Source organism: Geobacillus sp. E263 (assembly GCF_007197795.1).
Taxonomy (GTDB): Bacteria; Bacillota; Bacilli; order Bacillales; family Anoxybacillaceae; genus Parageobacillus_B; species Parageobacillus_B toebii.
Genome location: NZ_CP041632.1, coordinates 3,307,418 through 3,333,746, shown reverse-complemented (window position 1 = coordinate 3,333,746; position 26,329 = coordinate 3,307,418). Strand labels below are relative to the sequence as shown.

21 protein-coding genes, 10 tRNA genes and 3 rRNA genes are annotated in these 26,329 nt (G+C 44.5%); 32 read left to right on the top strand and 2 right to left on the bottom strand.

What is annotated here, in order from left to right; genetic code table 11:
- Nucleotides 1-125 precede the first annotated feature (125 nt).
- From FNL97_RS17035 to salA, 11 genes are all read left to right on the top strand, one after another.
- A complete protein-coding gene (locus tag FNL97_RS17035) occupies nt 126-1,070 on the top strand; it encodes a DNA-directed RNA polymerase subunit alpha (RefSeq protein ID WP_012748903.1) in 945 nt (314 codons plus the stop codon).
- 137 nt (nt 1,071-1,207) lie between these two features.
- On the top strand, nt 1,208-1,570 hold the full coding sequence (rplQ, locus tag FNL97_RS17030) for a 50S ribosomal protein L17 (protein ID WP_012748904.1): 363 nt from the start codon (nt 1,208-1,210) through the stop codon (nt 1,568-1,570).
- Nucleotides 1,571-1,691: 121 nt separating this feature from the next.
- Nucleotides 1,692-2,531: an energy-coupling factor ABC transporter ATP-binding protein gene (locus FNL97_RS17025; protein ID WP_143416361.1), complete on the top strand. Its 840-nt coding sequence runs from the start codon at nt 1,692-1,694 to the stop codon at nt 2,529-2,531.
- Entirely contained in the window at nt 2,507-3,382 is an 876-nt protein-coding gene (locus tag FNL97_RS17020) for an energy-coupling factor ABC transporter ATP-binding protein (RefSeq protein WP_143416236.1), read from the top strand. The genes FNL97_RS17025 and FNL97_RS17020 overlap by 25 nt, the downstream gene beginning before the upstream one ends.
- On the top strand, nt 3,372-4,169 hold the full coding sequence (locus FNL97_RS17015) for an energy-coupling factor transporter transmembrane component T family protein (RefSeq protein WP_012748907.1): 798 nt from the start codon (nt 3,372-3,374) through the stop codon (nt 4,167-4,169). Before FNL97_RS17020 ends, FNL97_RS17015 begins: the two co-directional genes overlap by 11 nt.
- 13 nt (nt 4,170-4,182) lie before the next feature.
- The gene (truA, locus tag FNL97_RS17010) at nt 4,183-4,929 is read left to right on the top strand and encodes a tRNA pseudouridine(38-40) synthase TruA (RefSeq protein ID WP_143416235.1); all 747 of its coding nucleotides are present in this window, start codon (nt 4,183-4,185) and stop codon (nt 4,927-4,929) included.
- 145 nt (nt 4,930-5,074) lie between these two features.
- A complete protein-coding gene (gene rplM, locus FNL97_RS17005) occupies nt 5,075-5,512 on the top strand; it encodes a 50S ribosomal protein L13 (RefSeq protein WP_012748909.1) in 438 nt (145 codons plus the stop codon).
- Nucleotides 5,513-5,534: 22 nt separating this feature from the next.
- Nucleotides 5,535-5,927, top strand: coding sequence for a 30S ribosomal protein S9 (rpsI, locus tag FNL97_RS17000; RefSeq protein WP_012748910.1), 393 nt, complete (start codon nt 5,535-5,537; stop codon nt 5,925-5,927).
- A gap of 124 nt (nt 5,928-6,051) precedes the next feature.
- Nucleotides 6,052-6,492, top strand: coding sequence for a YbaK family protein (locus tag FNL97_RS16995; RefSeq protein WP_012748911.1), 441 nt, complete (start codon nt 6,052-6,054; stop codon nt 6,490-6,492).
- A gap of 62 nt (nt 6,493-6,554) precedes the next feature.
- Complete coding sequence (gene cwlD / locus FNL97_RS16990; protein ID WP_012748912.1) at nt 6,555-7,262, top strand: N-acetylmuramoyl-L-alanine amidase CwlD; 708 nt, start codon at nt 6,555-6,557, stop codon at nt 7,260-7,262.
- A 98-nt stretch (nt 7,263-7,360) separates the two neighbouring features.
- Nucleotides 7,361-8,377, top strand: coding sequence for an iron-sulfur carrier protein/transcriptional regulator SalA (gene salA, locus FNL97_RS16985; RefSeq protein WP_012748913.1), 1,017 nt, complete (start codon nt 7,361-7,363; stop codon nt 8,375-8,377).
- A 39-nt stretch (nt 8,378-8,416) separates the two neighbouring features.
- Here salA and gerD read toward each other — a convergent pair whose 3' ends face one another.
- On the bottom strand, nt 8,417-9,046 hold the full coding sequence (gene gerD / locus FNL97_RS16980) for a spore germination lipoprotein GerD (RefSeq protein ID WP_062678625.1): 630 nt from the start codon (nt 9,044-9,046) through the stop codon (nt 8,417-8,419).
- A gap of 156 nt (nt 9,047-9,202) precedes the next feature.
- Between gerD and FNL97_RS16975 the strand changes: the two genes are divergently transcribed.
- Nucleotides 9,203-9,808 carry a KinB-signaling pathway activation protein gene (locus tag FNL97_RS16975; protein WP_143416234.1) on the top strand — a complete coding sequence of 202 codons (606 nt, stop codon included), beginning with the start codon at nt 9,203-9,205 and terminating at the stop codon, nt 9,806-9,808.
- 96 nt (nt 9,809-9,904) lie between these two features.
- On the opposite strand, the gene pdaB is transcribed toward FNL97_RS16975, so the two are convergent.
- Nucleotides 9,905-10,666 carry a polysaccharide deacetylase family sporulation protein PdaB gene (gene pdaB, locus FNL97_RS16970; RefSeq protein WP_062678624.1) on the bottom strand — a complete coding sequence of 254 codons (762 nt, stop codon included), beginning with the start codon at nt 10,664-10,666 and terminating at the stop codon, nt 9,905-9,907.
- 358 nt (nt 10,667-11,024) lie between these two features.
- On the opposite strand from pdaB, the gene FNL97_RS16965 reads away from it, so the two are divergent.
- The 20 genes from FNL97_RS16965 to glmS all read left to right on the top strand — a co-directional run bounded on the left by FNL97_RS16965 (nt 11,025) and on the right by glmS (nt 26,190).
- Nucleotides 11,025-12,579 (top strand): 16S ribosomal RNA (locus FNL97_RS16965).
- A 636-nt stretch (nt 12,580-13,215) separates the two neighbouring features.
- A 23S ribosomal RNA gene (locus tag FNL97_RS16960) occupies nt 13,216-16,150 on the top strand.
- 280 nt (nt 16,151-16,430) lie between these two features.
- A 5S ribosomal RNA gene (rrf, locus tag FNL97_RS16955) occupies nt 16,431-16,547 on the top strand.
- Together the 16S, 23S and 5S rRNA genes with 10 tRNA genes alongside form the textbook arrangement of a ribosomal RNA operon.
- 152 nt (nt 16,548-16,699) lie before the next feature.
- A tRNA-Asn gene (locus FNL97_RS16950) sits at nt 16,700-16,774 on the top strand.
- Between the two features lies 1 nt (nt 16,775).
- Nucleotides 16,776-16,848: transfer RNA gene (locus FNL97_RS16945), tRNA-Thr, on the top strand.
- An 18-nt stretch (nt 16,849-16,866) separates the two neighbouring features.
- Nucleotides 16,867-16,938, top strand: a tRNA-Glu gene (locus tag FNL97_RS16940).
- A gap of 12 nt (nt 16,939-16,950) precedes the next feature.
- Nucleotides 16,951-17,026, top strand: a tRNA-Val gene (locus tag FNL97_RS16935).
- A 157-nt stretch (nt 17,027-17,183) separates the two neighbouring features.
- Nucleotides 17,184-17,256 (top strand) — tRNA-Thr (locus FNL97_RS16930).
- A gap of 9 nt (nt 17,257-17,265) precedes the next feature.
- Nucleotides 17,266-17,350: transfer RNA gene (locus FNL97_RS16925), tRNA-Tyr, on the top strand.
- A 92-nt stretch (nt 17,351-17,442) separates the two neighbouring features.
- A tRNA-Gln gene (locus FNL97_RS16920) sits at nt 17,443-17,517 on the top strand.
- Nucleotides 17,518-17,735: 218 nt separating this feature from the next.
- Nucleotides 17,736-17,808: transfer RNA gene (locus FNL97_RS16915), tRNA-Lys, on the top strand.
- 7 nt (nt 17,809-17,815) lie between these two features.
- Nucleotides 17,816-17,887, top strand: a tRNA-Gly gene (locus FNL97_RS16910).
- 20 nt (nt 17,888-17,907) lie between these two features.
- Nucleotides 17,908-17,980 (top strand) — tRNA-Ala (locus FNL97_RS16905).
- A gap of 166 nt (nt 17,981-18,146) precedes the next feature.
- Nucleotides 18,147-19,049, top strand: coding sequence for an arginase (rocF, locus tag FNL97_RS16900; RefSeq protein WP_143416233.1), 903 nt, complete (start codon nt 18,147-18,149; stop codon nt 19,047-19,049).
- 159 nt (nt 19,050-19,208) lie between these two features.
- Nucleotides 19,209-19,772 carry an RNA polymerase sigma factor SigW gene (sigW, locus tag FNL97_RS16895; RefSeq protein WP_041269551.1) on the top strand — a complete coding sequence of 188 codons (564 nt, stop codon included), beginning with the start codon at nt 19,209-19,211 and terminating at the stop codon, nt 19,770-19,772.
- A gap of 13 nt (nt 19,773-19,785) precedes the next feature.
- Nucleotides 19,786-20,397 (top strand): anti-sigma-W factor RsiW, encoded by a 612-nt coding sequence (gene rsiW / locus FNL97_RS16890; RefSeq protein WP_062678980.1) that lies wholly within the window; start codon nt 19,786-19,788, stop codon nt 20,395-20,397.
- Nucleotides 20,398-20,498: 101 nt separating this feature from the next.
- Nucleotides 20,499-21,320 (top strand): diadenylate cyclase CdaA, encoded by an 822-nt coding sequence (gene cdaA, locus FNL97_RS16885; protein ID WP_062756465.1) that lies wholly within the window; start codon nt 20,499-20,501, stop codon nt 21,318-21,320.
- The gene (locus FNL97_RS16880) at nt 21,313-22,548 is read left to right on the top strand and encodes a CdaR family protein (protein ID WP_012748921.1); all 1,236 of its coding nucleotides are present in this window, start codon (nt 21,313-21,315) and stop codon (nt 22,546-22,548) included. The genes cdaA and FNL97_RS16880 overlap by 8 nt, the downstream gene beginning before the upstream one ends.
- Nucleotides 22,549-22,576: 28 nt before the next feature.
- Nucleotides 22,577-23,923: a phosphoglucosamine mutase gene (glmM, locus tag FNL97_RS16875; protein WP_143416232.1), complete on the top strand. Its 1,347-nt coding sequence runs from the start codon at nt 22,577-22,579 to the stop codon at nt 23,921-23,923.
- Between the two features lie 464 nt (nt 23,924-24,387).
- On the top strand, nt 24,388-26,190 hold the full coding sequence (gene glmS / locus FNL97_RS16870; RefSeq protein WP_143416231.1) for a glutamine--fructose-6-phosphate transaminase (isomerizing): 1,803 nt from the start codon (nt 24,388-24,390) through the stop codon (nt 26,188-26,190).
- The last annotated feature ends 139 nt before the right edge of the window (nt 26,191-26,329 follow it).

Sequence of the window (26,329 nt, the reverse complement as noted above, 5' to 3'; positions counted from 1 at the left end):
ATTAAATTACAGGGAAGTTTTGCTCAGCCATTCGCACATTTGGGAACTTATTCATGGGGGAATTTCGATTAGGCGTTTATCGTTTGGTCGGGGTTTCGACGTTTTGAAGGAGGGTATAATAACTAATGATCGAAATTGAAAAACCGAGAATCGAAACGGTTGAAATCAGCGAAGATGCCAAATATGGCAAATTCGTTGTCGAACCGCTTGAGCGTGGATATGGTACAACTTTGGGTAACTCCTTACGTCGTATCCTATTGTCTTCACTCCCTGGTGCTGCTGTGACATCGGTTCAAATAGATGGTGTGCTGCATGAGTTCTCAACGATTGATGGCGTCGTAGAAGATGTGACAGCAATTATTTTAAATATAAAAAAATTAGCGTTGAAAATTTATTCTGACGAAGAAAAAACGTTGGAAATTGATGCACAGGGCGAAGGAGTTGTCACAGCTGCTGATATTACTCACGACAGCGATGTAGAAATTTTAAACCCGGACCTTCATATTGCTACGTTAGCAGAAGGCGGGCGCTTACGCATGAGAATGACAGCAAAACGAGGGCGTGGGTATGTTCCAGCTGAGGCCAATAAACGCGAGGATCAGCCAATAGGCGTTATCCCTATCGATTCGATTTATACACCGGTTTCACGCGTTTCTTATCAAGTAGAAAATACGCGTGTCGGTCAAGTGACAGACTATGATAAGTTAACGATAGATGTGTGGACAGATGGGAGCATTGGACCAAAAGAAGCGATTGCTCTCGGCGCAAAAATTTTGACCGAGCACTTAAATATTTTCGTTAGCCTAACAGACGAAGCACAAAATGCCGAAATCATGGTAGAAAAAGAGGAAGATCAAAAAGAAAAAGTGCTCGAAATGACAATTGAAGAACTTGATCTTTCTGTTCGTTCCTACAACTGTTTAAAACGTGCTGGTATTAACACCGTTCAAGAGCTTACGCAAAAAACGGAAGAAGATATGATGAAAGTGCGCAATCTCGGTCGCAAATCTCTCGAAGAAGTAAAAGCAAAGCTTGCTGAACTCGGTCTCAGTTTGCGTAAAGATGACTAGTTAACGTTTGTTTAACTAGTATTTTCATGTTACTAGATACATGAACGCTTACGTTTCTAAAAATAGACGTGATCGTATAAAGTATCATTTCTGAAATGAGATTTGTAGTGAAAATGCTAAAAAGGAGGGGACACTTCATGTCATACAGAAAATTAGGACGTACAAGCGCTCAACGCAAAGCATTGCTTCGTGATTTAGCAACAGATTTAATCATTAATGAGCGTATTGAAACAACAGAGGCGCGCGCAAAAGAATTGCGTTCTGTTGTTGAAAAAATGATTACGCTTGGTAAACGCGGTGATTTGCATGCACGCCGTCAAGCTGCTGCATTTATCCGTAAAGAAGTAGCAAATAGCGAAACAGGTCAAGATGCACTTCAAAAGCTATTTAGCGACATTGCACCGCGTTACCAAGATCGCCAAGGCGGTTACACTCGTATTATGAAACTTGGTCCTCGTCGTGGTGATGGGGCACCAATGGTGATTATCGAGTTAGTATAAAACGATTCGGTTGGCTAACAAGGGCGAGACAGTTTGTTTTGAACTGGATCTATGCCCTTTTTTTATTTACCCTTTTTTAGTAGAGTAGAGATGAGAATGTCAGAGACAAGGGGAAGAAATGATGGAAGAAACCATTTTATCCGTAGAAAAACTATACTTTCGATATCCGAATCAATCAGATTACGCGGTACAAAACGTTACCTTTCAAGTGAAACGTGGGGAATGGCTAGCGATTGTCGGTCATAACGGTTCAGGAAAATCAACGATCGCTAAATTGCTTATCGGGTTGTTAAGACCGGAAAGCGGTGTGATTAAACTATTTCACACTGTACTCGATGAACAGACGGTTTGGGAGATTCGTCGCCGTGTTGGCATGGTATTTCAAAATCCCGATAACCAGTTTGTTGGAACAACGGTAGAAGATGATGTCGCTTTTGCTCTTGAAAATAATGGAATTCCTCGCGATGAAATGGTCAAAAGAGTGCATGAAGCTATACAGCTAGTTCGTATGGAAGAGTTTTTGCATCATGAACCGCATCACCTTTCTGGTGGTCAAAAACAACGTGTTGCAATTGCAGGCATCCTTGCATTGCGGCCAGATCTCATCATTTTAGATGAGGCAACATCGATGCTAGATCCGAAAGGAAGGCAGGAAGTATTAGACACGGTCCGTGATTTAAACAAAAAGCAATGTATCACTGTATTGTCCATTACCCATGATTTAGAGGAAGTCGCTAAGGCCGATCGCGTTATTGTTATGAATAGGGGAGAAATCATGGCAGAAGGAACGCCGAAACAAATTTTTGCGCTTGGGACAAAACTAGAACGAATTGGTTTAGATCTGCCGTTTGCGGTAAAAGTAAGAGACCGGCTGAAGCAGTGCGGAATCCCGCTATCTTCAAGCTACTTTACGATAGAGGAGTTGGTGGAAGAATTATGGACATTATATTCCAAAAGGTAGAGCATGTATATAATGCCAACTCACCGTTTGCCCGCCGAGCGTTGTACGATGTAGACATCATGATTGAAAGCGGCTCTTATGTGGCGGTTATCGGCCATACTGGTTCAGGAAAATCAACGCTGCTTCAGCATCTAAACGGTTTGCTTCAGCCGACAAGCGGAACAGTGATGATAGGAAATCAAACGATTACGAATAAAAAACGACAAACGGACTTAAAACCGCTCCGAAAAAAAGTTGGCATTGTCTTTCAATTTCCGGAACATCAACTGTTTGAGGAAACGGTGGAGAAAGATATATGTTTCGGACCAATGAATTTCGGCGTTTCTGAGGAGGAAGCAAAAAAGAAAGCAAAGGAGCTTATTAAGTTAGTCGGGCTTTCAGAAGACGTACTAACCAAATCACCATTCGATTTAAGCGGCGGGCAAATGCGCCGTGTTGCGATTGCCGGAGTGCTTGCGATGGAACCTGATGTGATTGTGTTAGACGAACCAACTGCTGGCTTAGATCCACGCGGCCGCAAAGAAATTATGGAAATGTTTTATCGCCTTCATCGTGAAAAACAGCTGACGACCGTGTTAGTTACTCATAGTATGGAAGATGCTGCCGCATACGCAGATTATATGATTGTCATGCATAAAGGAACAGTGTGGAAAACGGGGACACCAAAGCAAATTTTTCAAGATAGCGATTCTTTGGCGAAAATTGGGCTCAATGTGCCGGAGACAGTGCGGCTAAAAAAAGAATTGGAGAAAAAGTTAGGGATCACCGTGCCGTCTCCATGTTTGACGATCGAGCAGACCGTAGACGCCATTCAAAAATTATTTTCCAAGGTGAACGCCCATGATGAATAGCATGATTATCGGCAAATATGTACCAGGCGATTCCGTGATTCACCGCATGGATCCGCGCGCGAAACTGCTAATCATCTTTATATACGTATTCATTGTTTTTCTAGCGAATAATAGTGCTACTTATGCTGTTTTAACGATATTTACGTTTAGTCTTTTAGCATTATCACGCATTCCGTTATCGTTTGTGATTAAAGGTTTAAAACCGATTATATGGGTTATCGTCTTTACTTTTTTGCTGCATGTCTTTATGACAAAAGAAGGAGATGTGCTGTACCAAATTGGTTCCTTTTCGATTTACGAAGGCGGCGTCAAGCAAGGAATTTTTATTTCGCTGCGTTTTCTGCTGCTCATTATTATTACTACTTTATTAACCTTAACAACCACCCCGATCGAAGTGACTGACGGAGTGGAAAGCCTACTGGCGCCGTTGAAGAAAATGCGCGTCCCTGTCCATGAACTGGCGCTAATGATGTCTATTTCGCTTCGCTTTATCCCGACGTTAATGGAAGAGACGGAGAAAATTATAAAAGCACAAACCGCACGCGGTGTCGACTTTACAGGGGGGCCGTTTTCTGAAAGAATCAAGGCAATCGTCTCCTTGCTTGTTCCATTGTTTATCAGTTCGTTTAAACGTGCCGAAGAATTGGCGACCGCGATGGAGGCACGCGGTTACCGCGGCGGCGAGGGAAGGACGAAATTTCGTCTGCTTGTATGGAAATGGACAGATACAGCTTTTTTAGCGGCAGTGTTATTATTAGCAGTTGTTTTGTTTATACTACGCTCATAACAGGGTGAGAAAAATGAGTAAACGGATCAAATGCACGCTTTCCTATGACGGTACACATTTTTTCGGTTACCAAATTCAGCCTGGCAAACGAACGGTGCAAGGCGAGTTAGAACGAGTGCTCGAACAAATGCATAAAGGGAAAGCGATTCGTGTTACTGCTTCAGGAAGGACAGATGCGGGTGTTCATGCATACGGGCAAGTAATTCATTTCGATACGTTCTTATCGCTTTCTCCAGATCAATGGAAAAAAGCATTAAATGCCCAGTTACCGGATGATATAGTGATTAAAGATGTACAAGAAGCAGATCCTTCTTTTCATGCGCGTTTTAGTGCCAAAGCAAAAGAATATCGATATAAAGTACGAATTGCCCAAGAACGTAACGTATTTTTACGTAATTATTGCTATCATTACCCTTATCCACTTGATATGGAAGCGATGAGACATGCATTGCGACTTATAGAGGGCACGCATGACTTTACTAGCTTTTGTTCAGCAAAGACGGATGTTGATGATCGTGTACGCACGATTTATAAAGCAGATATGGCGATGCATGATGATTTATTGGAGTTTTGCTTTATTGGCAACGGGTTTTTATATAATATGGTGCGGATTATCGTTGGAACGATTTTGGAAGTTGGGCAAGGAAAACGGAGTATAGATAGCATCTCACACGCTTTTGAGGCAAAAGATCGCCAGTTTGCTGGCAAAACGGCTCCACCGCAAGGATTATATTTATGGAAAGTATATTATGGCAACTAGTCCTGGTGTAACATTTTCTTGACATTGATATGCTAAAGAGATATTATATCATATGGTATGTATTTTTCCACGATTAGCCCCGGAAAGTAATCGTGTTGAGATAAATAGATGATGTTCGTTGATTTTTTATTTAGGAGGGAAAAGTATGCGTACAACTTATATGGCGAAGCCGAATGAAGTAGAACGTAAATGGTACGTTGTCGACGCTGCTGGTAAAACGTTAGGACGCCTTGCAAGTGAAGTAGCAGCCATTTTGCGTGGCAAACATAAACCAACATTCACACCACATGTGGATTGTGGTGATCATGTCATCATTATCAATGCTGAGAAAATTGAACTAACTGGAAAGAAATTAACAAAGAAACTATACTATCGTCATAGCTTGCATCCAGGTGGATTAAAAGTAAGAACGGCGTTAGAAATGCGTACAAATTATCCAGAGCAAATGCTTGAAAGAGCTATACGCGGAATGCTTCCAAAAGGCCGCTTAGGTCGTCAAATGTTTAAAAAATTGCACGTATATCGTGGAAGCGAACACCCACATCAAGCACAAAAACCAGAAGTTTATGAACTTCGCGGATAATCAATAGAAGGAGGGCTTTATTTTGGCACAAGTACAATATTATGGCACAGGCCGTCGTAAAAGCTCTGTCGCACGTGTGCGCCTCGTTCCAGGCGACGGACGCATTGTGATTAACGATCGTGACATTCGTGACTATATTCCATCGGAAGCGTTGATCGAAGTTGTGAAACAACCGTTAGTATTAACAGAAACATTAGGAAATTACGATGTGTTAGTAAACGTAAAAGGCGGCGGATTCTCTGGCCAAGCAGGCGCGATTCGCCATGGAATCGCTCGTGCGTTATTGCAAGTAGATCCAGATTACCGTCCAGTATTAAAACGCGCAGGTTTATTAACACGCGATGCTCGTGTGAAAGAACGCAAAAAATACGGTCTTAAAGGTGCTCGTCGCGCTCCACAGTTCTCAAAACGTTAATGGTATTTTTCCAAAAATCCCAGCCGATATCGGCTGGGATTTTTTTCTTTTCTCCCTCTTTTTTTATTCACGCATGTTTAGGATGAATCGTTAAAAACTACATCCTAAAGGGGTGTGAAAGAACATGAGTGTGATCACTTCATTTAAAGAAAAGAAGCAGGAAAAACAAATGTTATATGAACGAAAAATGTTGCGTGAGTTGTCTTTCGAAAAGCTGAAAACAAAGGCGATCAAGCATTTTAGTCCTTTTTATCCAATGTACCGTGCATTCCCATCCGTCATTGAAGAAGGATGTATCGATATCGCTATTGAAGCGTATTTACTTGGTGCGAACTACAGTCGATTCGGTTACTATGGAGAACCAGCAGAAAGTGTAAGACGACGGTGCGCGCAAGAAGAAAAATATTTCATTGATACATTATTTGATTTTCTTTGCTTTTGGGGAAACATTGATGATGGTTTAGCCAATGAGTCGCTTTATTATGCCTGTGAACATTACGTTGTTTATTGGTGGACGGAAGGATTTGAAAGAGGAAAAAAACGTCGACGACTGAAACTTCACTAAAAAGTTCTATTTTTGCCTCTTGTCCCATATGATAGAGAAGGGGAAACGCAGGAGGAGAAACAATGAAAGTAAAATGGTTGGGTGCTCTCATTATTTCCATTATTGTTATTGTTCTTTTCCAATATATCTTTGCGAATACGACTTCAACTAAATCGTGGAACCTCCCTCTCTCTGGAAGGATTATCATTTTAGATCCTGGTCATGGCGGGCCGGACGGAGGAGCTGTCGGCGGTGATGTGGTAGAAGAAGAAGTGACGCTGAAAGTGGCGGAGAAATTGCGAGACTACTTGCAGCAGCAAGGTGCGCTCGTGTTGATGACAAGGGAAACGGACAGCGACCTTGCCGATAAAGACACACGTGGCTATAGCCGTCGAAAGGCGGAAGATTTACGAAAACGTGTTGCGTTGATTAATAAATCGGAGGCAGATTTATTTATTAGTATCCATCTTAATGCCATTCCCTCTCCGCGTTGGCGTGGGGCGCAAACGTTTTATTACGGCTCGCTGATCGAAAATGAACGGATCGCTAAGTTTATCCAAGCGGAATTGCGGCGCAATCTTGAAAATACAAATCGTACTGCCAAAATAATCGATACCGTTTATTTGTTGAAATATGCGAAAAAACCAGGTGCGCTTGTCGAAGTGGGGTTTTTATCTAATCCAGAGGAACGGGAACTTTTAGCTTCTGATCGTTATCAAACGAAGCTAGCGGCATCGATATATAAAGGGGTACTGCGATATTTTTCGAATGAAAAAAATCCTCCTGAATAGGGAGGATTCCTTTTTTTTACATGATAGATGCGCAATGGTTATATATGTTATAGTAAAAGTATGAAAGGGAATACATACATAAGGATTGGTGATGGCCGATGCTCACAGAAAATGATGTAAGAGGATTGTTAGAAAATATAAAAGACCCATTTTTAAACAAGACGTTTAAAGAAACAAATGCGATTCAAGAAATTAAAATCAAGGAAGATAAAAAGCACGTCAGCGTCAAAATCGCATTAGCAAAAACAGGGACAGCCGAGCAGCTTCGCATCCAAACAACGATTGTTCAGCTACTAAAAGATGCTGGCGCTGCTTCGGTCGGTTTGCGATTTGCGCAGCTCCCTGAAGAAGTAGTAGCAAAATATCAAGGGGAAACATCGAAAACGACATACATTGCGATTGCTAGCGGAAAAGGCGGCGTTGGAAAATCGACCGTTTCCGTGAACCTTGCTGTTTCTCTCGCTCGTCTTGGGAAAAAAGTAGGGCTGATTGATGCCGATATTTATGGGTTTAGTGTTCCAGATATGATGGGCATTGTCGAACGACCAACCGTGCGCGGCGATAAAATTATTCCGGTTGAACGATTCGGCGTAAAAGTTATTTCCATGGCCTTTTTCGTCGAAGATAACGCTCCTGTTATTTGGCGCGGTCCAATGTTAGGAAAAATGTTAAACAACTTTTTCAAAGAAGTCGAATGGGGCGACTTAGATTATTTATTATTAGATTTGCCTCCGGGAACGGGGGACGTTGCGTTAGATGTACATACCATGTTGCCTTCGTGTAAAGAAATCATTGTTACTACCCCGCATCCGACAGCGGCGTTTGTCGCGGCGCGCGCAGGTGCAATGGCGCTTCGCACGGAACACGAAATCATCGGTGTGATTGAAAATATGTCCTATTTTGAAAGCCGCAAAACAGGCGAAAGAGAATATGTATTCGGCAAAGGCGGCGGCGAAAAGCTTGCGAAAGAGTTACAAACGGAACTTTTAGGGCAGCTGCCACTCCAACAACCAGATTGGAACGATGAGGATTTTGCTCCATCTGTTTATGCGGAAGATCATCCTATTGGGAAAATATATATGGACATTGCGCGAAAAATTATTGAAAAGTGTTAAAGAAAAAAGGAGCATATCTCGCTCGGAGATAGCTCCTTTTTAACTTCCTCCTTGCCCTTGCTGATCGCCGCCGCTTTCCTCTCCTTCTCCTCCCTCTTGATTTTCATTTTGTTTTTTTGTTTCCTGCTGAATGTTTTCAGCGGATTTTATTAATATGTCTTGAATTTTTGCCTGGAATAATGGACTATTCAGCGTTTCTGTTATGACTTGTTGAAGGTGCTTGCGAAATTCTTTACTTTTTAGCACGTCCATCATCGCTTTTTCCATTTCTGGATTTTTTAAAATATCTATCATCATCCCTTGATATTCAGGGTCTTTCATTAACGCTTTGATCGTTTTTTCTTGCCCTGTTTTTAAACTTTTTGCAAAGCTTTCTGCAAACTTTGGATCTTGCAGTGCTTTTTCCCAAAATTTTATTCCTTTTTCCGACGTTAACACTTGTTCGAGTGTTTCTTTGACAACGGTTTGCTCCATTACTAATTGTTGTTTCACTTTTTCATCCGTCATAATTTCCTGAATAGCCTTTTTCCCCTCATCTGTTTTTAAAATATCAACGACCATTTTTTTCGTTTGATCGTAATCCGGGGGAGGTGGGCTAATTTCTTGAGGAGCACAAGAGCTAAGGATAAGGAAATAACTAAATAATAGGAGCAATGCGCTTTTTTTCATGTGTAAATAAGCTCCTTTCTGCAAAAATCCCTTACCCTTAATATGAATTTCTGTCAAAAAAATATGCATTCACCTTATTCTAAGCTGGCTTTTTTCCAAAGTGGTTGATAAAATTTTAAACGAATCAGTTTGAAAAAAATAATGGAGGATGAAGTTGTGAACAGCCGTAAATGGGTGCGTTTATTTTTAACAACATTAGCTATTGGAGGAATAACAACAGCGATTATAGGGATTATACTTAACTGGAATGAATACGAGAAACTGTTTTTACGATCGGACGTATTGGAAATTATTGCGGTGTTAGTGTGGCACATTGGTGTTGGCTTTATTTTTAGTGTCATTAGTCAAATGGGGTTTTTCGCCTATTTAACCATTCATCGCTTTGGACTTGGGATCTTTCGTTCTGACTCTCTTTGGAACTCAGTACAAGTTGTGCTAATTTTGTTTGTGCTTTTCGATTTAGTATATTTCCGCTATCAAGTGTTTGCTGTGGAAGGGGAGTCTATTGTCAGTTATATACTAGTCGCTTTATTTATTTTGATTGTCGGGCTTATTGTTGCTTATATAAAAAGTGCACAAACGAATAAAGGGGCATTCGTACCAGCATTATTTTTTATGGTTGTCGTAACGGTTATTGAGTGGTTTCCAGCATTGCGTATTAACAATGAAGATTGGCTTTATTTAATGTTATTTCCATTATTAGTTTGTAACGCTTATCAGCTTCTTATACTGCATAAACTAACAGGTGTTCCAAAGTCATAAAGGGGAGGAGGATACCTCCCTTTCTTTTGCGCGTGCTTATGTTTACAGGATAACTAACCACGAAAGTCCGCGACTTTAATCACGCGGAAATTCAGTTTAGTTTATTTCTTTACTATTTACATCGCCATTAGCGATCAGTTGTGAAACGCTAACATTACGGTAACCGTTTTCCTTCATTGCTTCAATAATTTTTGGAAGTGCTTTTGCTGTTTGGTTAGCAGAATCTGATGCGTGAAGTAAAATAATATCTCCGGCTTCCATGTCGTTTACGACATTTTCAACAATTGTCTTTACTCCAGGGTTAAGCCAATCTTTTGAGTCAATACTCCAATGAACGACGGTATAACCTAGCGAATCAGCAATCTTTAATACATTCTTATTAAAGTTGCCGCCCGGAGGCCGCAATAATGTAATTTCTTTAATTCCAAGCGTGTCAAATACTTTTTTTGCCTGCATAAGATCTTGACGTATTTTCGGGCTTTCTAACTCTGTGTAGTTAACAAAGTTATATCCCATGCTTCCGATTTCATGACCGTCTTCTTTAATTCGTTTCACAATATTCGGATGACGTTCCGCCCAAGAGGCAGATAAAAAAAATGTTGCATTTTTTATGTCATTTTGTTTTAATACATCGAGGATGTGTAAGGCGTTTTGATCCCCCCAGCTGATATCAAATGTTAGTGATACCTCATGTTTACTTTTTTCTATTTTATAGACCGCTTTTGGCCCAGTAGAGAGAGAAAGCGTGGGATTATTGATTCCTTGGGCATATAAAATAGTGGCTGTAAAAAATGCAGATAGAACGATAATAAGTGCCTTTTTTAAGGAACGTCCATTTAATGCATAGAAAAAACTCACTATTTTTCCCCCTTTATCCTAAAGTTGTTCTGTCACCATCTTATGCTTGTCACCCCGGGTGTTATGAAAAATATTTTCAAACCATGTTTTATTGTCGGTACCGATAAACATATTAATAAAAAATACATAAAAAGTATTGACAATAAAAATTTGCTGTGGTAAATTGTCTAACGTCGCTAAGTGATAGAGAAAATAATATTGACATCTTGTTAATGAATGTGTTAGCATAAAAAGGTCGCAAAGAGGAAAAAATGTTCTTTGAAAACTGAACAAAACGAAGCGTCCACATAGAAAAGCGAAGGCGAGCGACACCTTCGGTGTCGGTGCCGAAGCTTAGAAAATAAGCCAATCAACTTTCTTTTTGGAGAGTTTGATCCTGGCTCAGGACGAACGCTGGCGGCGTGCCTAATACATGCAAGTCGAGCGGACCGAACGGGAGCTTGCTTCTGTTCGGTTAGCGGCGGACGGGTGAGTAACACGTGGGTAACCTGCCCGTAAGACCGGGATAACTCCGGGAAACCGGGGCTAATACCGGATAACACCGAAGACCGCATGGTCTTCGGTTGAAAGGTGGCTTCGGCTACCACTTACGGATGGGCCCGCGGCGCATTAGCTAGTTGGTGAGGTAACGGCTCACCAAGGCGACGATGCGTAGCCGGCCTGAGAGGGTGACCGGCCACACTGGGACTGAGACACGGCCCAGACTCCTACGGGAGGCAGCAGTAGGGAATCTTCCGCAATGGACGAAAGTCTGACGGAGCGACGCCGCGTGAGCGAAGAAGGTCTTCGGATCGTAAAGCTCTGTTGTTAGGGAAGAAGAAGTACCGTTCGAATAGGGCGGTACGGTGACGGTACCTAACGAGAAAGCCCCGGCTAACTACGTGCCAGCAGCCGCGGTAATACGTAGGGGGCGAGCGTTGTCCGGAATTATTGGGCGTAAAGCGCGCGCAGGCGGTCCCTTAAGTCTGATGTGAAAGCCCACGGCTCAACCGTGGAGGGTCATTGGAAACTGGGGGACTTGAGTGCAGAAGAGGAGAGCGGAATTCCACGTGTAGCGGTGAAATGCGTAGAGATGTGGAGGAACACCAGTGGCGAAGGCGGCTCTCTGGTCTGTAACTGACGCTGAGGCGCGAAAGCGTGGGGAGCAAACAGGATTAGATACCCTGGTAGTCCACGCCGTAAACGATGAGTGCTAAGTGTTAGAGGGGTTTTCCCTTTAGTGCTGTAGCTAACGCGTTAAGCACTCCGCCTGGGGAGTACGGCCGCAAGGCTGAAACTCAAAGGAATTGACGGGGGCCCGCACAAGCGGTGGAGCATGTGGTTTAATTCGAAGCAACGCGAAGAACCTTACCAGGTCTTGACATCCCCTGACAACCCTGGAGACAGGGCGTTCCCCCTTCGGGGGACAGGGTGACAGGTGGTGCATGGTTGTCGTCAGCTCGTGTCGTGAGATGTTGGGTTAAGTCCCGCAACGAGCGCAACCCTCGCCCCTAGTTGCCAGCATTCAGTTGGGCACTCTAGGGGGACTGCCGGCTAAAAGTCGGAGGAAGGTGGGGATGACGTCAAATCATCATGCCCCTTATGACCTGGGCTACACACGTGCTACAATGGGCGGTACAAAGGGCTGCGAACCCGCGAGGGGGAGCGAATCCCAAAAAGCCGCTCTCAGTTCGGATTGCAGGCTGCAACTCGCCTGCATGAAGCCGGAATCGCTAGTAATCGCGGATCAGCATGCCGCGGTGAATACGTTCCCGGGCCTTGTACACACCGCCCGTCACACCACGAGAGCTTGCAACACCCGAAGTCGGTGAGGTAACCCGTAAGGGAGCCAGCCGCCGAAGGTGGGGCAAGTGATTGGGGTGAAGTCGTAACAAGGTAGCCGTACCGGAAGGTGCGGCTGGATCACCTCCTTTCTAAGGATGATACGAAAAGCGGAAGCGCCGCGATCAGCTCTCGAAGCCAAATGTTCTTCACCCGTTGAAGTGCTTGCACTTCGAGGGGGAAGGTTATTTGGCACAAGAGAGCTAGGCGCTGGAGCTAGACAGTACGAAAAGCGAAGGACGCTTACGTTTTGTTCAGTTTTGAGGGAACATGTTTATGTTCTCTTCAATCAATCCGTTTTGCGTCTGCGTCTACGAGTGGATTCAGAGAAGCTAGATTCCTCGGCGCAAGGCAGCAGAGAAGTTGATTCAAGGCAGTAGCCTTGTTCAGTTTTGAGGGAGCATGTTTAATGTTCTTTCAAAACAGAGGCTTTGTGTCAGAAGCAGTCTTGTGCCTGCGTCTACAAGCAGGTTCGAGGGAGTTAGGTTCCTCGGCACAAAGCTGCAGAGAAGCGAACTCAAAGTAGTAGCTTCGTTCCTTGAAAACTAGATAACCGAGAAGAAAAGCGGAGGCGCCGCGATTAGCTCTCGAAGCCAAATGTTCTTCACCCACAGAAGTGCTTGTACTTCGAGGGGGAAGGTTATTTGGCACAAGAGAGCTAGGCGCCGAAGCTAGACAGTGGAAGAAGCCGAGAAGCGAAGGCGGCAAGCGTGAAGCTGTTTTCGCATGGTTAAGTTAGAAAGGGCGCACGGTGGATGCCTTGGCACTAGGAGCCGATGAAGGACGGGGCAAACGCCGAAACGCTTCGGGGAGCTGTAAGCAAGCGTTGATCCGGAGATGTCCGAATGGGGAAACCCACTGCCCGTAATGGGGCAGTATCCATACCTGAATCCATAGGGTATGGAGGGCACACCCGGGGAACTGAAACATCTAAGTACCCGGAGGAGAAGAAAGCAACCGCGATTCCCTGAGTAGCGGCGAGCGAAACGGGAACAGCCCAAACCAAGAGGCTTGCCTCTTGGGGTTGTAGGACCACTCATATGGGAGTTACAAAGGAACGGGGTAGACGAAGCGGTCTGGAAAGGCCCGCCAGAGAAGGTGACAGCCCTGTAGTCGAAACTTCGTTCCCTCCCGAGTGGATCCTGAGTACGGCGGGACACGGGGAATCCCGTCGGAAGCAGGGAGGACCATCTCCCAAGGCTAAATACTCCCTAGTGACCGATAGTGAACCAGTACCGTGAGGGAAAGGTGAAAAGCACCCCGGAAGGGGAGTGAAAGAGAACCTGAAACCGTGTGCCTACAAGTAGTCAGAGCCCGTTCATGGGTGATGGCGTGCCTTTTGTAGAATGAACCGGCGAGTTACGATGACGTGCGAGGTTAAGTCGAAGAGACGGAGCCGCAGCGAAAGCGAGTCTGAATAGGGCGTTTAGTACGTCGTCGTAGACCCGAAACCAGGTGATCTACCCATGTCCAGGGTGAAGGTAGGGTAACACCTACTGGAGGCCCGAACCCACGCACGTTGAAAAGTGCGGGGATGAGGTGTGGGTAGGGGTGAAATGCCAATCGAACCTGGAGATAGCTGGTTCTCCCCGAAATAGCTTTAGGGCTAGCCTCAAGGGAAGAGTCTTGGAGGTAGAGCACTGATTGAGCTAGGGGCCCTCATCGGGTTACCGAACTCAGTCAAACTCCGAATGCCAACGACTTATCCTTGGGAGTCAGACTACGAGTGATAAGATCCGTGGTCGAGAGGGAAACAGCCCAGACCACCAGCTAAGGTCCCAAAGTGCACGTTAAGTGGAAAAGGATGTGGAGTTGCCCAGACAACCAGGATGTTGGCTTAGAAGCAGCCATCATTTAAAGAGTGCGTAATAGCTCACTGGTCGAGTGACTCTGCGCCGAAAATGTACCGGGGCTAAACGTGCCACCGAAGCTGTGGGATGACCGCCCGTCATCGGTAGGGGAGCGTTCTAAGCGCGCCGAAGCGAGACCGGAAGGACTCGTGGAGCGCTTAGAAGTGAGAATGCCGGTGTGAGTAGCGAAAACAGAGGTGAGAATCCTCTGCACCGAAAGCCTAAGGTTTCCTGAGGAAGGTTCGTCCGCTCAGGGTTAGTCGGGACCTAAGCCGAGGCCGAAAGGCGTAGGTGATGGGCAACAGGTTGAGATTCCTGTACCACCTCCTCACCGTTTGAGCAATGGGGGGACGCAGGAAGGTAGGGCGAGCAGGCTGCTGGAATAGCCTGTCCAAGCGGTTAGGCTGCCAGATAGGCAAATCCGTCTGGCGCAAAGGCTGAGCCGTGATGGCGAAGGGACCATCGGTCCCGAAGTCCCCGATCCTACACTGCCAAGAAAAGCCTCTAGCGAGGTGAGAGGTGCCCGTACCGCAAACCGACACAGGTAGGCGAGGAGAGAATCCTAAGGTGCGCGGGAGAACTCTCGTTAAGGAACTCGGCAAAATGACCCCGTAACTTCGGGAGAAGGGGTGCTCTCTTGGGTGATGAGCCCGAGAGAGCCGCAGTGAAAAGGCCCAAGCGACTGTTTATCAAAAACACAGGTCTCTGCGAAGCCGAAAGGCGAAGTATAGGGGCTGACACCTGCCCGGTGCTGGAAGGTTAAGGGGAGCGCTTAAGCCGCAAGGCTGAAGGTGCGAACCGAAGCCCCAGTAAACGGCGGCCGTAACTATAACGGTCCTAAGGTAGCGAAATTCCTTGTCGGGTAAGTTCCGACCCGCACGAAAGGTGTAACGACTTGGGCACTGTCTCAACGAGAGACCCGGTGAAATCATACTACCTGTGAAGATGCAGGTTACCCGCGACAGGACGGAAAGACCCCGTGGAGCTTTACTGCAGCCTGATATGGAATTTTGGTATCGCTTGTACAGGATAGGTGGGAGCCTGAGAAGCCGGAGCGCCAGCTTCGGTGGAGGCGCCGGTGGGATACCACCCTGGCGGTATTGAAATTCTAACCCGCACCCCTTATCGGGGTGGGAGACAGTGTCAGGTGGGCAGTTTGACTGGGGCGGTCGCCTCCCAAAAGGTAACGGAGGCGCCCAAAGGTTCCCTCAGAATGGTTGGAAATCATTCGTAGAGTGCAAAGGCACAAGGGAGCTTGACTGCGAGACGGACAGGTCGAGCAGGGACGAAAGTCGGGCTTAGTGATCCGGTGGTTCCGTATGGAAGGGCCATCGCTCAACGGATAAAAGCTACCCCGGGGATAACAGGCTGATCTCCCCCAAGAGTCCACATCGACGGGGAGGTTTGGCACCTCGATGTCGGCTCATCGCATCCTGGGGCTGTAGTCGGTCCCAAGGGTTGGGCTGTTCGCCCATTAAAGCGGTACGCGAGCTGGGTTCAGAACGTCGTGAGACAGTTCGGTCCCTATCCGTCGCGGGCGCAGGAAATTTGAGAGGAGCTGTCCTTAGTACGAGAGGACCGGGATGGACGCACCGCTGGTGTACCAGTTGTCCCGCCAGGGGCACCGCTGGGTAGCTATGTGCGGAAGGGATAAGCGCTGAAAGCATCTAAGCGTGAAGCCCCCCTCAAGATGAGATTTCCCATCGCGTCAAGCGAGTAAGATCCCTCGAAGATGACGAGGTCGATAGGTCCGAGGTGGAAGCGTGGCGACACGTGGAGCTGACGGATACTAATCGATCGAGGACTTAACCAAAGCGAAAAGTGGAGGACGCCCGCCTATCGGCGACACGCGCTGGAGGGCCCGTGAGGAGGCTGTTGCCGCCGCAACGGGACCGAAGCGTCGCGAGCCGATGGCGTCCGGAGCTAGACAAAGTGAAAAGCGGAGGACGCTAGGAGCTAGACAACGGAAAAGCGTAGGCCGCCTATGCAAGACGGCTTCTTCCAAACAGACGGTTATCTAGTTTTGAAGGAATGAAAATTCACTCTTGACAAGCTTATTTGTTTGGATATAATAATATTTGGCTGACAACTTGCCTAGTGACAATAGCGGAGAGGAAACACCCGTTCCCATCCCGAACACGGAAGTTAAGCTCTCCAGCGCCGATGGTAGTTGGGGCCAGCGCCCCTGCAAGAGTAGGTCGTTGCTAGGCAAGTTGAATATTCCAAAGCAGCTCAGTGGGAAGCAACGAGCATAAGCTTCTATGAATAAGCTGCGAGTTGCCTCGACGCATCCAGCTTCTTTGAAAAAGCTTGTAGAGGAAGAGGCAACGAAAAAATTGAGTATAAACCAACAACCCGTTATTCCGCAGTAGCTCAGTGGTAGAGCAATCGGCTGTTAACCGATTGGTCGCAGGTTCGAATCCTGCCTGCGGAGCCATGCTTCCATAGCTCAGTTGGTAGAGCACTTCCATGGTAAGGAAGAGGTCACCGGTTCAAGCCCGGTTGGAAGCTTTCGTATTGTGATTTTTTGGCCCGTTGGTCAAGTGGTTAAGACACCGCCCTTTCACGGCGGTAACACGGGTTCGAATCCCGTACGGGTCACTTTCTTTTTGTGGAGGATTAGCTCAGCTGGGAGAGCACTTGCCTTACAAGCAAGGGGTCGGCGGTTCGATCCCGTCATCCTCCACCACGACATTTTTAATGCCCGCTTAGCTTAATTGGTAGAGACGAGCCTAAGCTTCCGTGAATTCCCTGCGAGTTGTTCCGATGCATATCACTTCGCTGAATAAGCGAGAAGAGGAAGGGACACAAAAAATTAAGTATATATGTCAATACTCCTTTCTTATGCCGGCTTAGCTCAATTGGTAGAGCAACTGACTTGTAATCAGTAGGTTGCGGGTTCAAGTCCTGCAGCCGGCATCATAATATGGAGGGGTAGCGAAGTGGCCAAACGCGGCGGACTGTAAATCCGCTCCCTTTGGGTTCGGCGGTTCGAATCCGTCCCCCTCCACCACCTTATACATAGAGTAATTAGCTGAAATGAAGTATAATTTTTATGTTATGTGAAATAATATTTTTGGGTAGCATTAGGTACTCCAATATTATTGGGCTATAGCCAAGCGGTAAGGCAACGGACTTTGACTCCGTGATGCGCTGGTTCGAATCCAGCTAGCCCAGCCATAATCTCATTAATTAGCTCAGCAGGGAAGCAATGAGCAAAGCTTCTATGAGTTCGCTACGAATTGTCCCGACGCATCCTGCTTCTGTGAATTAGCTAGAAGAGGAAGGGACAACGAGCAGGAGAGTTGATTACCAGTTGCCTCGACACATCCAACATCTTTGAATTGGCTAGCAGAGGAAGAGGCAACAAAAACATGGAGTGTTTTCATTTACTACACGAGCCATTAGCTCAGCAGGTAGAGCATCTGACTTTTAATCAGAGGGTCGGAGGTTCGAGTCCTCCATGGCTCATTGTCATGCGGAAGTAGTTCAGTGGTAGAACACCACCTTGCCAAGGTGGGGGTCGCGGGTTCGAGTCCCGTCTTCCGCTCTTTTACAACAAGATAGTTTGGGGCCTTAGCTCAGCTGGGAGAGCGCCTGCTTTGCACGCAGGAGGTCATCGGTTCGATCCCGATAGGCTCCATTAATATAACATCCCACTTCGTTTTTTCCGAAGTGGGATTTTTTGTTTATTGTGATTGCAGACTGTTCTTTTTTTATAAGAATAAATATTCAAAAAACTGTCGAGTTGAGTCAATATGATATTTTTGTCTACAATTGAAGTAGCACAATGGGAAGGAGAGGGAAACATGAAGACGGTATCGATTATTGGTGTACCGATGGATTTAGGGCAGACACGTCGTGGTGTAGATATGGGGCCGAGTGCCATGCGTTATGCAGGGGTAATCGAGAGGTTAGAACGTCTTCATTATGAAATTGAAGATCTAGGCGATATTCCAATTGGAAAAACAGAACATCCTGATGATGAAGGATCACGGCTCAACTTACGAAATTTGAAAGCGGTTGCAGAAGCGAATGAAAAATTGGCAAAAACAGTGGACGAAGTGATCAAAAGGGGGCGCTTCCCTCTCGTGTTGGGCGGTGATCATAGCATTGCCATTGGTACATTAGCTGGTATTGCGAAGCATTATAAGAATTTAGGAGTTATTTGGTATGACGCCCACGGTGATTTAAATACGCCAGAAACCTCTCCATCCGGAAACATTCATGGCATGCCGCTGGCTGTGAGTCTTGGTTTAGGACATCCATATTTGACGAATATCGGCGGTTATAGCCCAAAAGTGAAACCTGAAAACATTGTTCTTATTGGCATTCGCTCTCTGGACGAAGGGGAAAAGCAGTTAATCCGTGAAAAAGGGATTAAAGTATATACGATGCATGAAATAGATCGTCTCGGCATGACGACAGTAATGGAAGAAACGATTGCATATTTAAAAGAACGAACGGATGGAGTGCATTTATCACTTGATTTAGACGGACTTGATCCGAACGATGCACCGGGAGTGGGTACGCCAGTTATCGGTGGTCTTACTTATCGTGAAAGCCATTTGGCAATGGAAATGCTCGCAGAGGCAAAACTAATTACATCAGCGGAATTTGTAGAGGTGAATCCGATTTTAGATGAGCGCAATAAGACTGCTTCTGTTGCTGTAGGATTGATGGGGTCCCTTTTTGGAGAAAAGCTGGTGTAACGGTGTAAAAACAGCAGATTTTACAGAATCTGCTGTTTTTATTTTGCTTAGGAAAGATTAGGCGGATATGATAAAATAAATGGTGCATGTTTGCATGAAACTTTTTTTATTTGTGAACGTAATACACTGTAGCCGCAGTGAGCGGGGGTACGTATTATTATGGAGATATTTGTGAAAAAACGTATAAAAGCGGTCAAAAAAGGCGATCAAAATGCCTATGCTGATATTGTAGACCTTTATAAAGATAAAATATACCGTTTATGTTATCGTATGCTAGGAAATCGCCATGAGGCGGAAGATGCTGCGCAAGAAGCGTTTATCCGCGCTTATGTTAATATTCATACGTATAATCCAAATATGAGGTTTTCCTCGTGGCTTTACCGAATTGCCGCCAATTTAGCGATTGATAAGATTCGGAAGAAAAAACCGGATGCCTATTTAGACGAAGAGATAAGCGGTACTGATGGGCTTACAATGTATTCACAGCTTTCCTCTAGCGAAGCTTCTCCGGAAGAAACATTAGAAAGTTTGGAGCTACAGGAAACAGTACAGAAAGCAATTGAACAACTTCCAGAAAAATATCGTAGTGTTATTGTATTGAAGTATATAGAAGGGCTATCATTACAGGAGATTAGCGAAATTTTAGACTTGCCGCTCGGCACGGTAAAAACGAGACTTCACCGTGGCAGAGAAGCGTTGCGAAAGCATTTGGGTCATTTATGAGAGGGTGAAGAACATGAAATGTCCGCATAACATTGTAAACCTTATGCATGATTTTTTAGATGGTGATATTGGGCCGCATGATGAAAAAATATTAAGGGAGCATTTGCAACAATGTTCAGCATGCGCTGATCATTTTAATGGACTAGAGAAAACAGTCGCGTTCATTCAGCATGCGTCCCATCTCACCCCTCCTTCGGATTTTACGGCCCGTGTGATGGCACAGCTACCGAAAGAAAGAAAGATGATTCGTGTTAGAAGGTGGCTGCAAACCCATCCGTTTATTACCGCTGCATCGTTATTTATGATGTTGACGATAGGCAGTCTATTTACCACATGGAACACACAGAAACAATTTTCTGTTTCCACACATGAAAATGTCATTATTCGCGGTCATACTGTCATTGTTCCGAAAGGAGAAGTCGTTCAAGGAGATATTGTCGTTCGCAACGGTTCTATAAAGATAGAAGGGAAAGTCGAGGGCAATGTCACCGTGATTCATGGAGAAAAATATTTAGCTTCTGCAGGACAAGTAACAGGAGAAATTGAAGAAATTAACCAAGTATTTGAGTGGATTTGGTATAATATTAAGGAACGAATCAAGGATGCGGTGGAAGCGTTCGAATAGAGAGCCATCTTTTTTGATGGCTTTTTTATATGATATGTTATAATAGAAGGGTTGTTTCAATAAAATTATGTTTGAATTAGAATGATAAAGGAAGTGTGAAAATGCCTTTCGGAGAGCTCCCGATTTTAAGTTATTTAGGCAAGGCCGTCGATATTCTTGTTGTTTGGTATGTTATATATAAATTAATCATGATGATTCGCGGGACGAAGGCAGTCCAGCTTCTAAAAGGAATTATTCTTATTATACTAGTGCATATTGTTAGTAACTTTCTCGGTCTTAACACGCTGCAATGGCTAATGGATCGAGCAATCACATGGGGGTTTCTCGCTATTATTATTATCTTCCAGCCGGAATTGCGGCGTGCGCTTGAGCAAATAGGACGGGGAAAGCTGTTTTCTCGAAGTAGTTCGAATGAGGACGAAGAGCAAGTAAAAATGGTTGAAGCGATTATTAAAGCGACGGAATATATGGCAAAACGGAGAATAGGCGCGTTAATTTCCATTGAACGGGAAACAGGAATGGGAGATTATATTGAAACAGGCATTATTTTGAATGCCCGTGTTTCCTCTGAACTATTAATTAATATTTTTATCCCTAATACTCCGTTGCACGACGGGGCTGTTATTATTCAAAAAAACCATGTCGCAGCAGCGGCCTGTTACCTGCCGCTTTCAGAAAGCCCTTTTATTTCGAAAGAGCTTGGGACTCGGCATCGCGCTGCATTAGGAATTAGTGAAGTGACAGATAGCATAACGGTTGTTGTATCAGAAGAAACCGGTGCGGTATCGGTCACAAAAAACGGGGAGCTACACAGAGATTTAACCCCGGAGCAGTTTCGGGAGTTGCTTACAAAGGAGCTAGTGCCATCCACAAAGGCGACTTCCTCATCCCGTTGGCAATGGAGGGGGAAGAAACATGGATAAGTTAATGAACAATCATTGGTTTATTAAAATATTTTCTTTACTGTTAGCGATTATGCTTTATATGTCAGCGAATATTGAGAAAGAAACAAAATCGGGAGTGATTACCCGCAATACGGTAGGACAAGAGGATACGGAAACAATGACAAATGTTCCTGTAGTGGTTTATTATGATGAGGAAAATTTAGTTGTCTCCGGTATTCCGAAATATGTGAATGTCACTTTGCAAGGGCCCGCAAGTATTGTTAAGCCGACTGCTTTACAGCGCAATTTTGAAGTGTATATCGACTTAACGAATTTACCGTTAGGAACGTATACCGTTCCAATTAAATATAAAGATATATCTGATAAACTAAAGGTCAACATCCACCCTTCAGTCGCAAAAGTAACGATTCAAGAAAAAGTTTCTAAAAATTTCCCTGTCGGGGTTGATTTGATCAATAAAAATAAAGTGCCCGAAGGCTATTTGATTGAAAAGCCGATTGTCAAACCAAACGCCGTTACTATTACGGGTGCCAAAGAATTAATTGAAAGTATATCATCGGTAAAAGCTAGAATTGATTTAGATAGGGCAACAGATACCGTAACAGAGGAATCGAGCGTAACCGTTTATGACAAAAGAGGCAACGTACTTAATGTAGATGTCCAGCCTTCCGTAGTAGAAGTAACCGTTCCGATTAAAAGCCCAAGCAAAACGGTTCCACTGAAAATTAATCGGACAGGATCACTGCGAAAAGGATTAAGTATAGTAAAAATAGAAACCATCCCAAATCAAGTAACTATTTTTGGCTCAAAAGAAAAAATCAATTCCATTGAATTTATTGACGGTATTACGATTCATTTAGATGAAATTACAGAAGATAAGACATTGGAAGTGAATGTTCCGTTGCCTGCAGGAGTAAAAAGTGTGGATCCTTCTAAAATAAAAATAGTCATTGATGTACAAAAAGAAGAATCGAAAACATTAAAAGATGTACCGATTCATGTAGTAGGATTAGGAGATCAATATACGGTTGATTTTGTAGATCTGCAAGAAGGGGCGATGGATGTTCAGCTTTATGGGGCACCGAATGTATTAAGCGATATAACAAAAGACGATATTCAATTATATATAGATGTTAGTGATTTAGGCGTTGGTGAACATGAAGTAAAAGCGGAATTAAATGGTCCACAAAATATCAAATGGCAATTACCGAAAGAAAAAGTAAAAATTAAAATTAATGAACGATAATTTCATTTGCGTAAGGAGAGAGTGTATAATGGGTAAATATTTTGGCACTGATGGTGTTCGTGGAGTAGCGAATCGTGAGTTGACGCCAGAACTGGCATTTAAAATAGGCCGCTGCGGCGGTTATGTATTAACAAAAAGCGAAGAACGGCCAAAAGTATTAATTGGTCGTGATACACGTATTTCTGGTCATATGCTTGAAGGAGCGCTTGTCGCTGGGCTGCTTTCTATCGGGGCGGAAGTGATGCGCCTCGGTGTGATTTCTACACCAGGTGTTGCTTATTTGACAAAAGCGTTGGGAGCGCAAGCGGGAATTATGATTTCCGCATCACATAACCCTGTTCAAGATAATGGAATCAAGTTTTTTGGTCCAGACGGCTTTAAACTTTCCGATGAACAAGAACAAGAAATTGAAGCGTTGATTGATAGCCCGGAAGATATGTTGCCAAGACCGATAGGAAAAGCATTAGGACAAGTGAACGATTATTTTGAAGGCGGCCAAAAGTATTTGCAGTATTTAAAACAGACCATTGACGAAGATTTTTCCGGAATGAAAATTGCGCTCGATTGTGCGCATGGAGCTACTTCGTCTCTTGCCACTCATTTATTCGCCGATTTGGAAGCGGATGTTGTTACAATGGGAGCATCACCGAACGGTCTTAACATTAACGAAGGAGTTGGCTCAACACATCCAGAAGCATTAGCGGCGTTTGTGAAAGAAAAAGGAGCAGATGTTGGACTTGCCTTTGACGGCGACGGGGATCGCTTGATTGCGGTAGATGAATACGGAAATATTGTGGATGGCGACCAAATTATGTACATTTGCGCGAAATATTTAAAAGAAACTGGCCGTCTTAAACATCAAACCGTCGTTTCCACTGTGATGAGCAATCTCGGATTTTACAAAGCGCTTGAGGCGCAAGGAATTCAAAGTGTACAAACAGCTGTTGGCGACCGTTATGTCGTAGAAGAAATGAGAAAAAATGGTTATAACTTAGGCGGAGAACAGTCAGGGCATATTATTTTCCTCGATTACAATACAACAGGAGATGGATTGCTAACGGCATTGCAGCTTGTGAACATTATGAAAGTCAAAGAAAAACCGCTTTCTGAGCTTGCCAGTGAAATGAAAAAATATCCGCAACAGCTGGTAAACATAAAAGTAGCGGATAAGCATAAAGTAATGGAAAATGAAAAAGTAAAAGCTGTTATTCAAGAAGTGGAAGCAGAAATGAACGGAAACGGCCGGGTTCTTGTTCGTCCGTCTGGAACGGAGCCGGTTGTACGTGTGATGGCAGAAGCGCCGACGGAAGAAGCATGCCGGAATTATGTCGAACGGATCGCCTCTGTCGTTCGCGAAGAAATGGGAGTCGAATAAAATAAAACGCTCATAACTAACCTATGTATAAATGGAACATTCTGTTCTATTTATGCATAGGTTATTTTATGAAATAATTCTAACAGTTGACGCTTTTAAAGACGTACTGTAATATTATTTTGTTGTTATTCTAAAAAGAAAGGTGGGTAGAGGTTTTTCATTTGCATTTTTTAAAAAAGCGCCTGGACTAAGCGTGGACGGAAAAACGCTTAGTTGACGAGGAGGAGGTTTATCGAGGTTTCGGCGGATGCCTCCCGGTTGCTGCGATTACAACCGCAAGTCCTTTCTTAAAACAAAGAGGTGACTCTTTGGACAAAGGGAAGGATATAATCGCAAAAATACGGAAATGGGGAGTCTGTCCGCGCAAAAGGGGTCAGACACCTGACAACGTTCCTTGACAAAAAAATAATAGAGGAATTCCTTTGTGCGACAGTCTTCCTGAATATTAAGGAGGATACGGATCTATGTGTGGAATTGTCGGTTACATCGGTCAACAGGACGTAAAAGAAATTTTACTGCGCGGATTAGAAAAATTGGAGTACCGCGGGTATGACTCTGCAGGCATTGCGGTACTAAATGATGAAGGAGTTCACCTTTTTAAAGAAAAAGGACGGATTGCCGATTTGCGGAATGTCGTTGATCCGAGCGTAAGTGCTACTCTTGGAATCGGCCATACACGCTGGGCAACACACGGTGCTCCGAGCCGCATCAACGCGCACCCGCACCAAAGCGCTTCTGGCCGCTTTACATTAGTGCACAATGGAGTTATTGAAAACTATGCGCTTTTAAAACAGGAGTATTTACAAGATGTAACGCTAAAGAGTGATACGGATACGGAAATTATCGTGCAGCTTGTTGAAAAATTTGTAAACGACTGTCTTTCTGTCGAAGAAGCGTTCCGCAAAACATTAACATTGTTGAAAGGTTCTTATGCCATCGCAATGATTGATGGGGAAAATCAAGAAGTTATTTATGTCGCAAAAAATAAAAGCCCGTTGCTTGTCGGACTCGGCAATGGTTTCAATGTTGTGTCGAGCGACGCGATGGCGATGCTGCAAGTGACAAAACAATTTGTCGAGCTTATGGATAAAGAAATGGTCATTGTGACAAGAGAAAGCATTACAATTAAAAACTTAAACGGTGACATTATCGAGCGCGCTCCATATACAGCGGAGCTAGACGCAAGCGATATTGAGAAAGGAACATATCCGCATTACATGTTAAAAGAAATAGATGAACAACCGTTTGTCATGCGCCGCATTATTCAAAAATATCAAGACGAAAATGGTCAGCTTACGATTGATCCAGAAATAGTCAAAGAAGTGATCAATGCGGATCGTTTATATATTATCGCTTGTGGTACAAGTTATCACGCGGGGTTAGTCGGAAAACAATTGATCGAGAAATGGGCGAAAATCCCTGTCGAAGTGCATGTTGCAAGCGAGTTTTCGTACAATATGCCGCTGTTGTCTGAAAGACCGCTATTCATTTACATTTCTCAAAGCGGGGAAACAGCGGACAGCCGTGCGGTGCTTGTCCAAACGAAAGAACTTGGCTACAAAGCGATTACGATTACGAACGTACCAGGTTCTACTCTTTCCCGTGAGGCGGATTATACGTTATTGCTTCATGCCGGCCCGGAAATCGCTGTTGCATCAACAAAAGCATATACGGCCCAAATCGCTGTGCTTGCGATTTTAGCGACAGCTGCGGCGAAAGCAAAAGGCATTGCGCTTGACTTTGACTTGAAAAAAGAGCTTGGTATTATCGCTAACGTAATGGAAATGTTGTGCGATGCAAAAGAAGAAATGGAAAAAATCGCTCTCGAGTATTTATCAACAACGCGCAACTGTTTCTTCATCGGCCGCACCGTTGACTATTATGTATGCTTGGAAGGCGCGTTAAAATTAAAAGAGATTTCTTACATTCAAGCAGAAGGATTCGCTGGCGGAGAATTGAAGCACGGCACGATCGCTCTTATCGAAAACGGCACCCCAGTAATCGCCTTGGCGACACAAGAACACGTCAACTTAAGCATTCGTGGCAACGTTAAAGAAGTTGTCGCCCGCGGCGCCAACCCTTGCATCATTTCGATGAGAGGCTTAGAAACAGACGAAGACCGCTACGTCATTCCAGCGGTTCATCCAATGCTTACACCGCTCGTTTCTGTCGTGCCGCTGCAGCTCATCGCCTACTACGCGGCATTGCATCGCGGTTGCGATGTCGACAAACCGCGCAACTTAGCAAAGAGCGTGACGGTGGAATAAAAGATAGAAATACGCGTCTCGTATTTGTTAAGTGACAAAAAAGTTGTATACTGAACAAAAAAGTCGTATACTCGACAAAAAAGTTGTATACTCCATTTTGATTCGCCAAAATATTTTAGGATAATAATTTAAATAAAAA

What these genes read in the sequence shown, in the direction of transcription:
- FNL97_RS17035 (WP_012748903.1), top strand. Translation starts at nt 126, where the DNA reads ATGATCGAAATTGAAAAACCGAGAATCGAAACGGTTGAAATCAGCGAA.
- rplQ (WP_012748904.1), top strand. Translation starts at nt 1,208, where the DNA reads ATGTCATACAGAAAATTAGGACGTACAAGCGCTCAACGCAAAGCATTG.
- FNL97_RS17025 (WP_143416361.1), top strand. Translation starts at nt 1,692, where the DNA reads ATGGAAGAAACCATTTTATCCGTAGAAAAACTATACTTTCGATATCCG.
- FNL97_RS17020 (WP_143416236.1), top strand. Translation starts at nt 2,507, where the DNA reads ATGGACATTATATTCCAAAAGGTAGAGCATGTATATAATGCCAACTCA.
- FNL97_RS17015 (WP_012748907.1), top strand. Translation starts at nt 3,372, where the DNA reads ATGATGAATAGCATGATTATCGGCAAATATGTACCAGGCGATTCCGTG.
- truA (WP_143416235.1), top strand. Translation starts at nt 4,183, where the DNA reads ATGAGTAAACGGATCAAATGCACGCTTTCCTATGACGGTACACATTTT.
- rplM (WP_012748909.1), top strand. Translation starts at nt 5,075, where the DNA reads ATGCGTACAACTTATATGGCGAAGCCGAATGAAGTAGAACGTAAATGG.
- FNL97_RS16995 (WP_012748911.1), top strand. Translation starts at nt 6,052, where the DNA reads ATGAGTGTGATCACTTCATTTAAAGAAAAGAAGCAGGAAAAACAAATG.
- cwlD (WP_012748912.1), top strand. Translation starts at nt 6,555, where the DNA reads ATGAAAGTAAAATGGTTGGGTGCTCTCATTATTTCCATTATTGTTATT.
- salA (WP_012748913.1), top strand. Translation starts at nt 7,361, where the DNA reads ATGCTCACAGAAAATGATGTAAGAGGATTGTTAGAAAATATAAAAGAC.
- gerD (WP_062678625.1), bottom strand. Translation starts at nt 9,046, where the DNA reads ATGAAAAAAAGCGCATTGCTCCTATTATTTAGTTATTTCCTTATCCTT.
- rocF (WP_143416233.1), top strand. Translation starts at nt 18,147, where the DNA reads ATGAAGACGGTATCGATTATTGGTGTACCGATGGATTTAGGGCAGACA.
- sigW (WP_041269551.1), top strand. Translation starts at nt 19,209, where the DNA reads ATGGAGATATTTGTGAAAAAACGTATAAAAGCGGTCAAAAAAGGCGAT.
- rsiW (WP_062678980.1), top strand. Translation starts at nt 19,786, where the DNA reads ATGAAATGTCCGCATAACATTGTAAACCTTATGCATGATTTTTTAGAT.
- cdaA (WP_062756465.1), top strand. Translation starts at nt 20,499, where the DNA reads ATGCCTTTCGGAGAGCTCCCGATTTTAAGTTATTTAGGCAAGGCCGTC.
- FNL97_RS16880 (WP_012748921.1), top strand. Translation starts at nt 21,313, where the DNA reads ATGGATAAGTTAATGAACAATCATTGGTTTATTAAAATATTTTCTTTA.
- glmM (WP_143416232.1), top strand. Translation starts at nt 22,577, where the DNA reads ATGGGTAAATATTTTGGCACTGATGGTGTTCGTGGAGTAGCGAATCGT.
- glmS (WP_143416231.1), top strand. Translation starts at nt 24,388, where the DNA reads ATGTGTGGAATTGTCGGTTACATCGGTCAACAGGACGTAAAAGAAATT.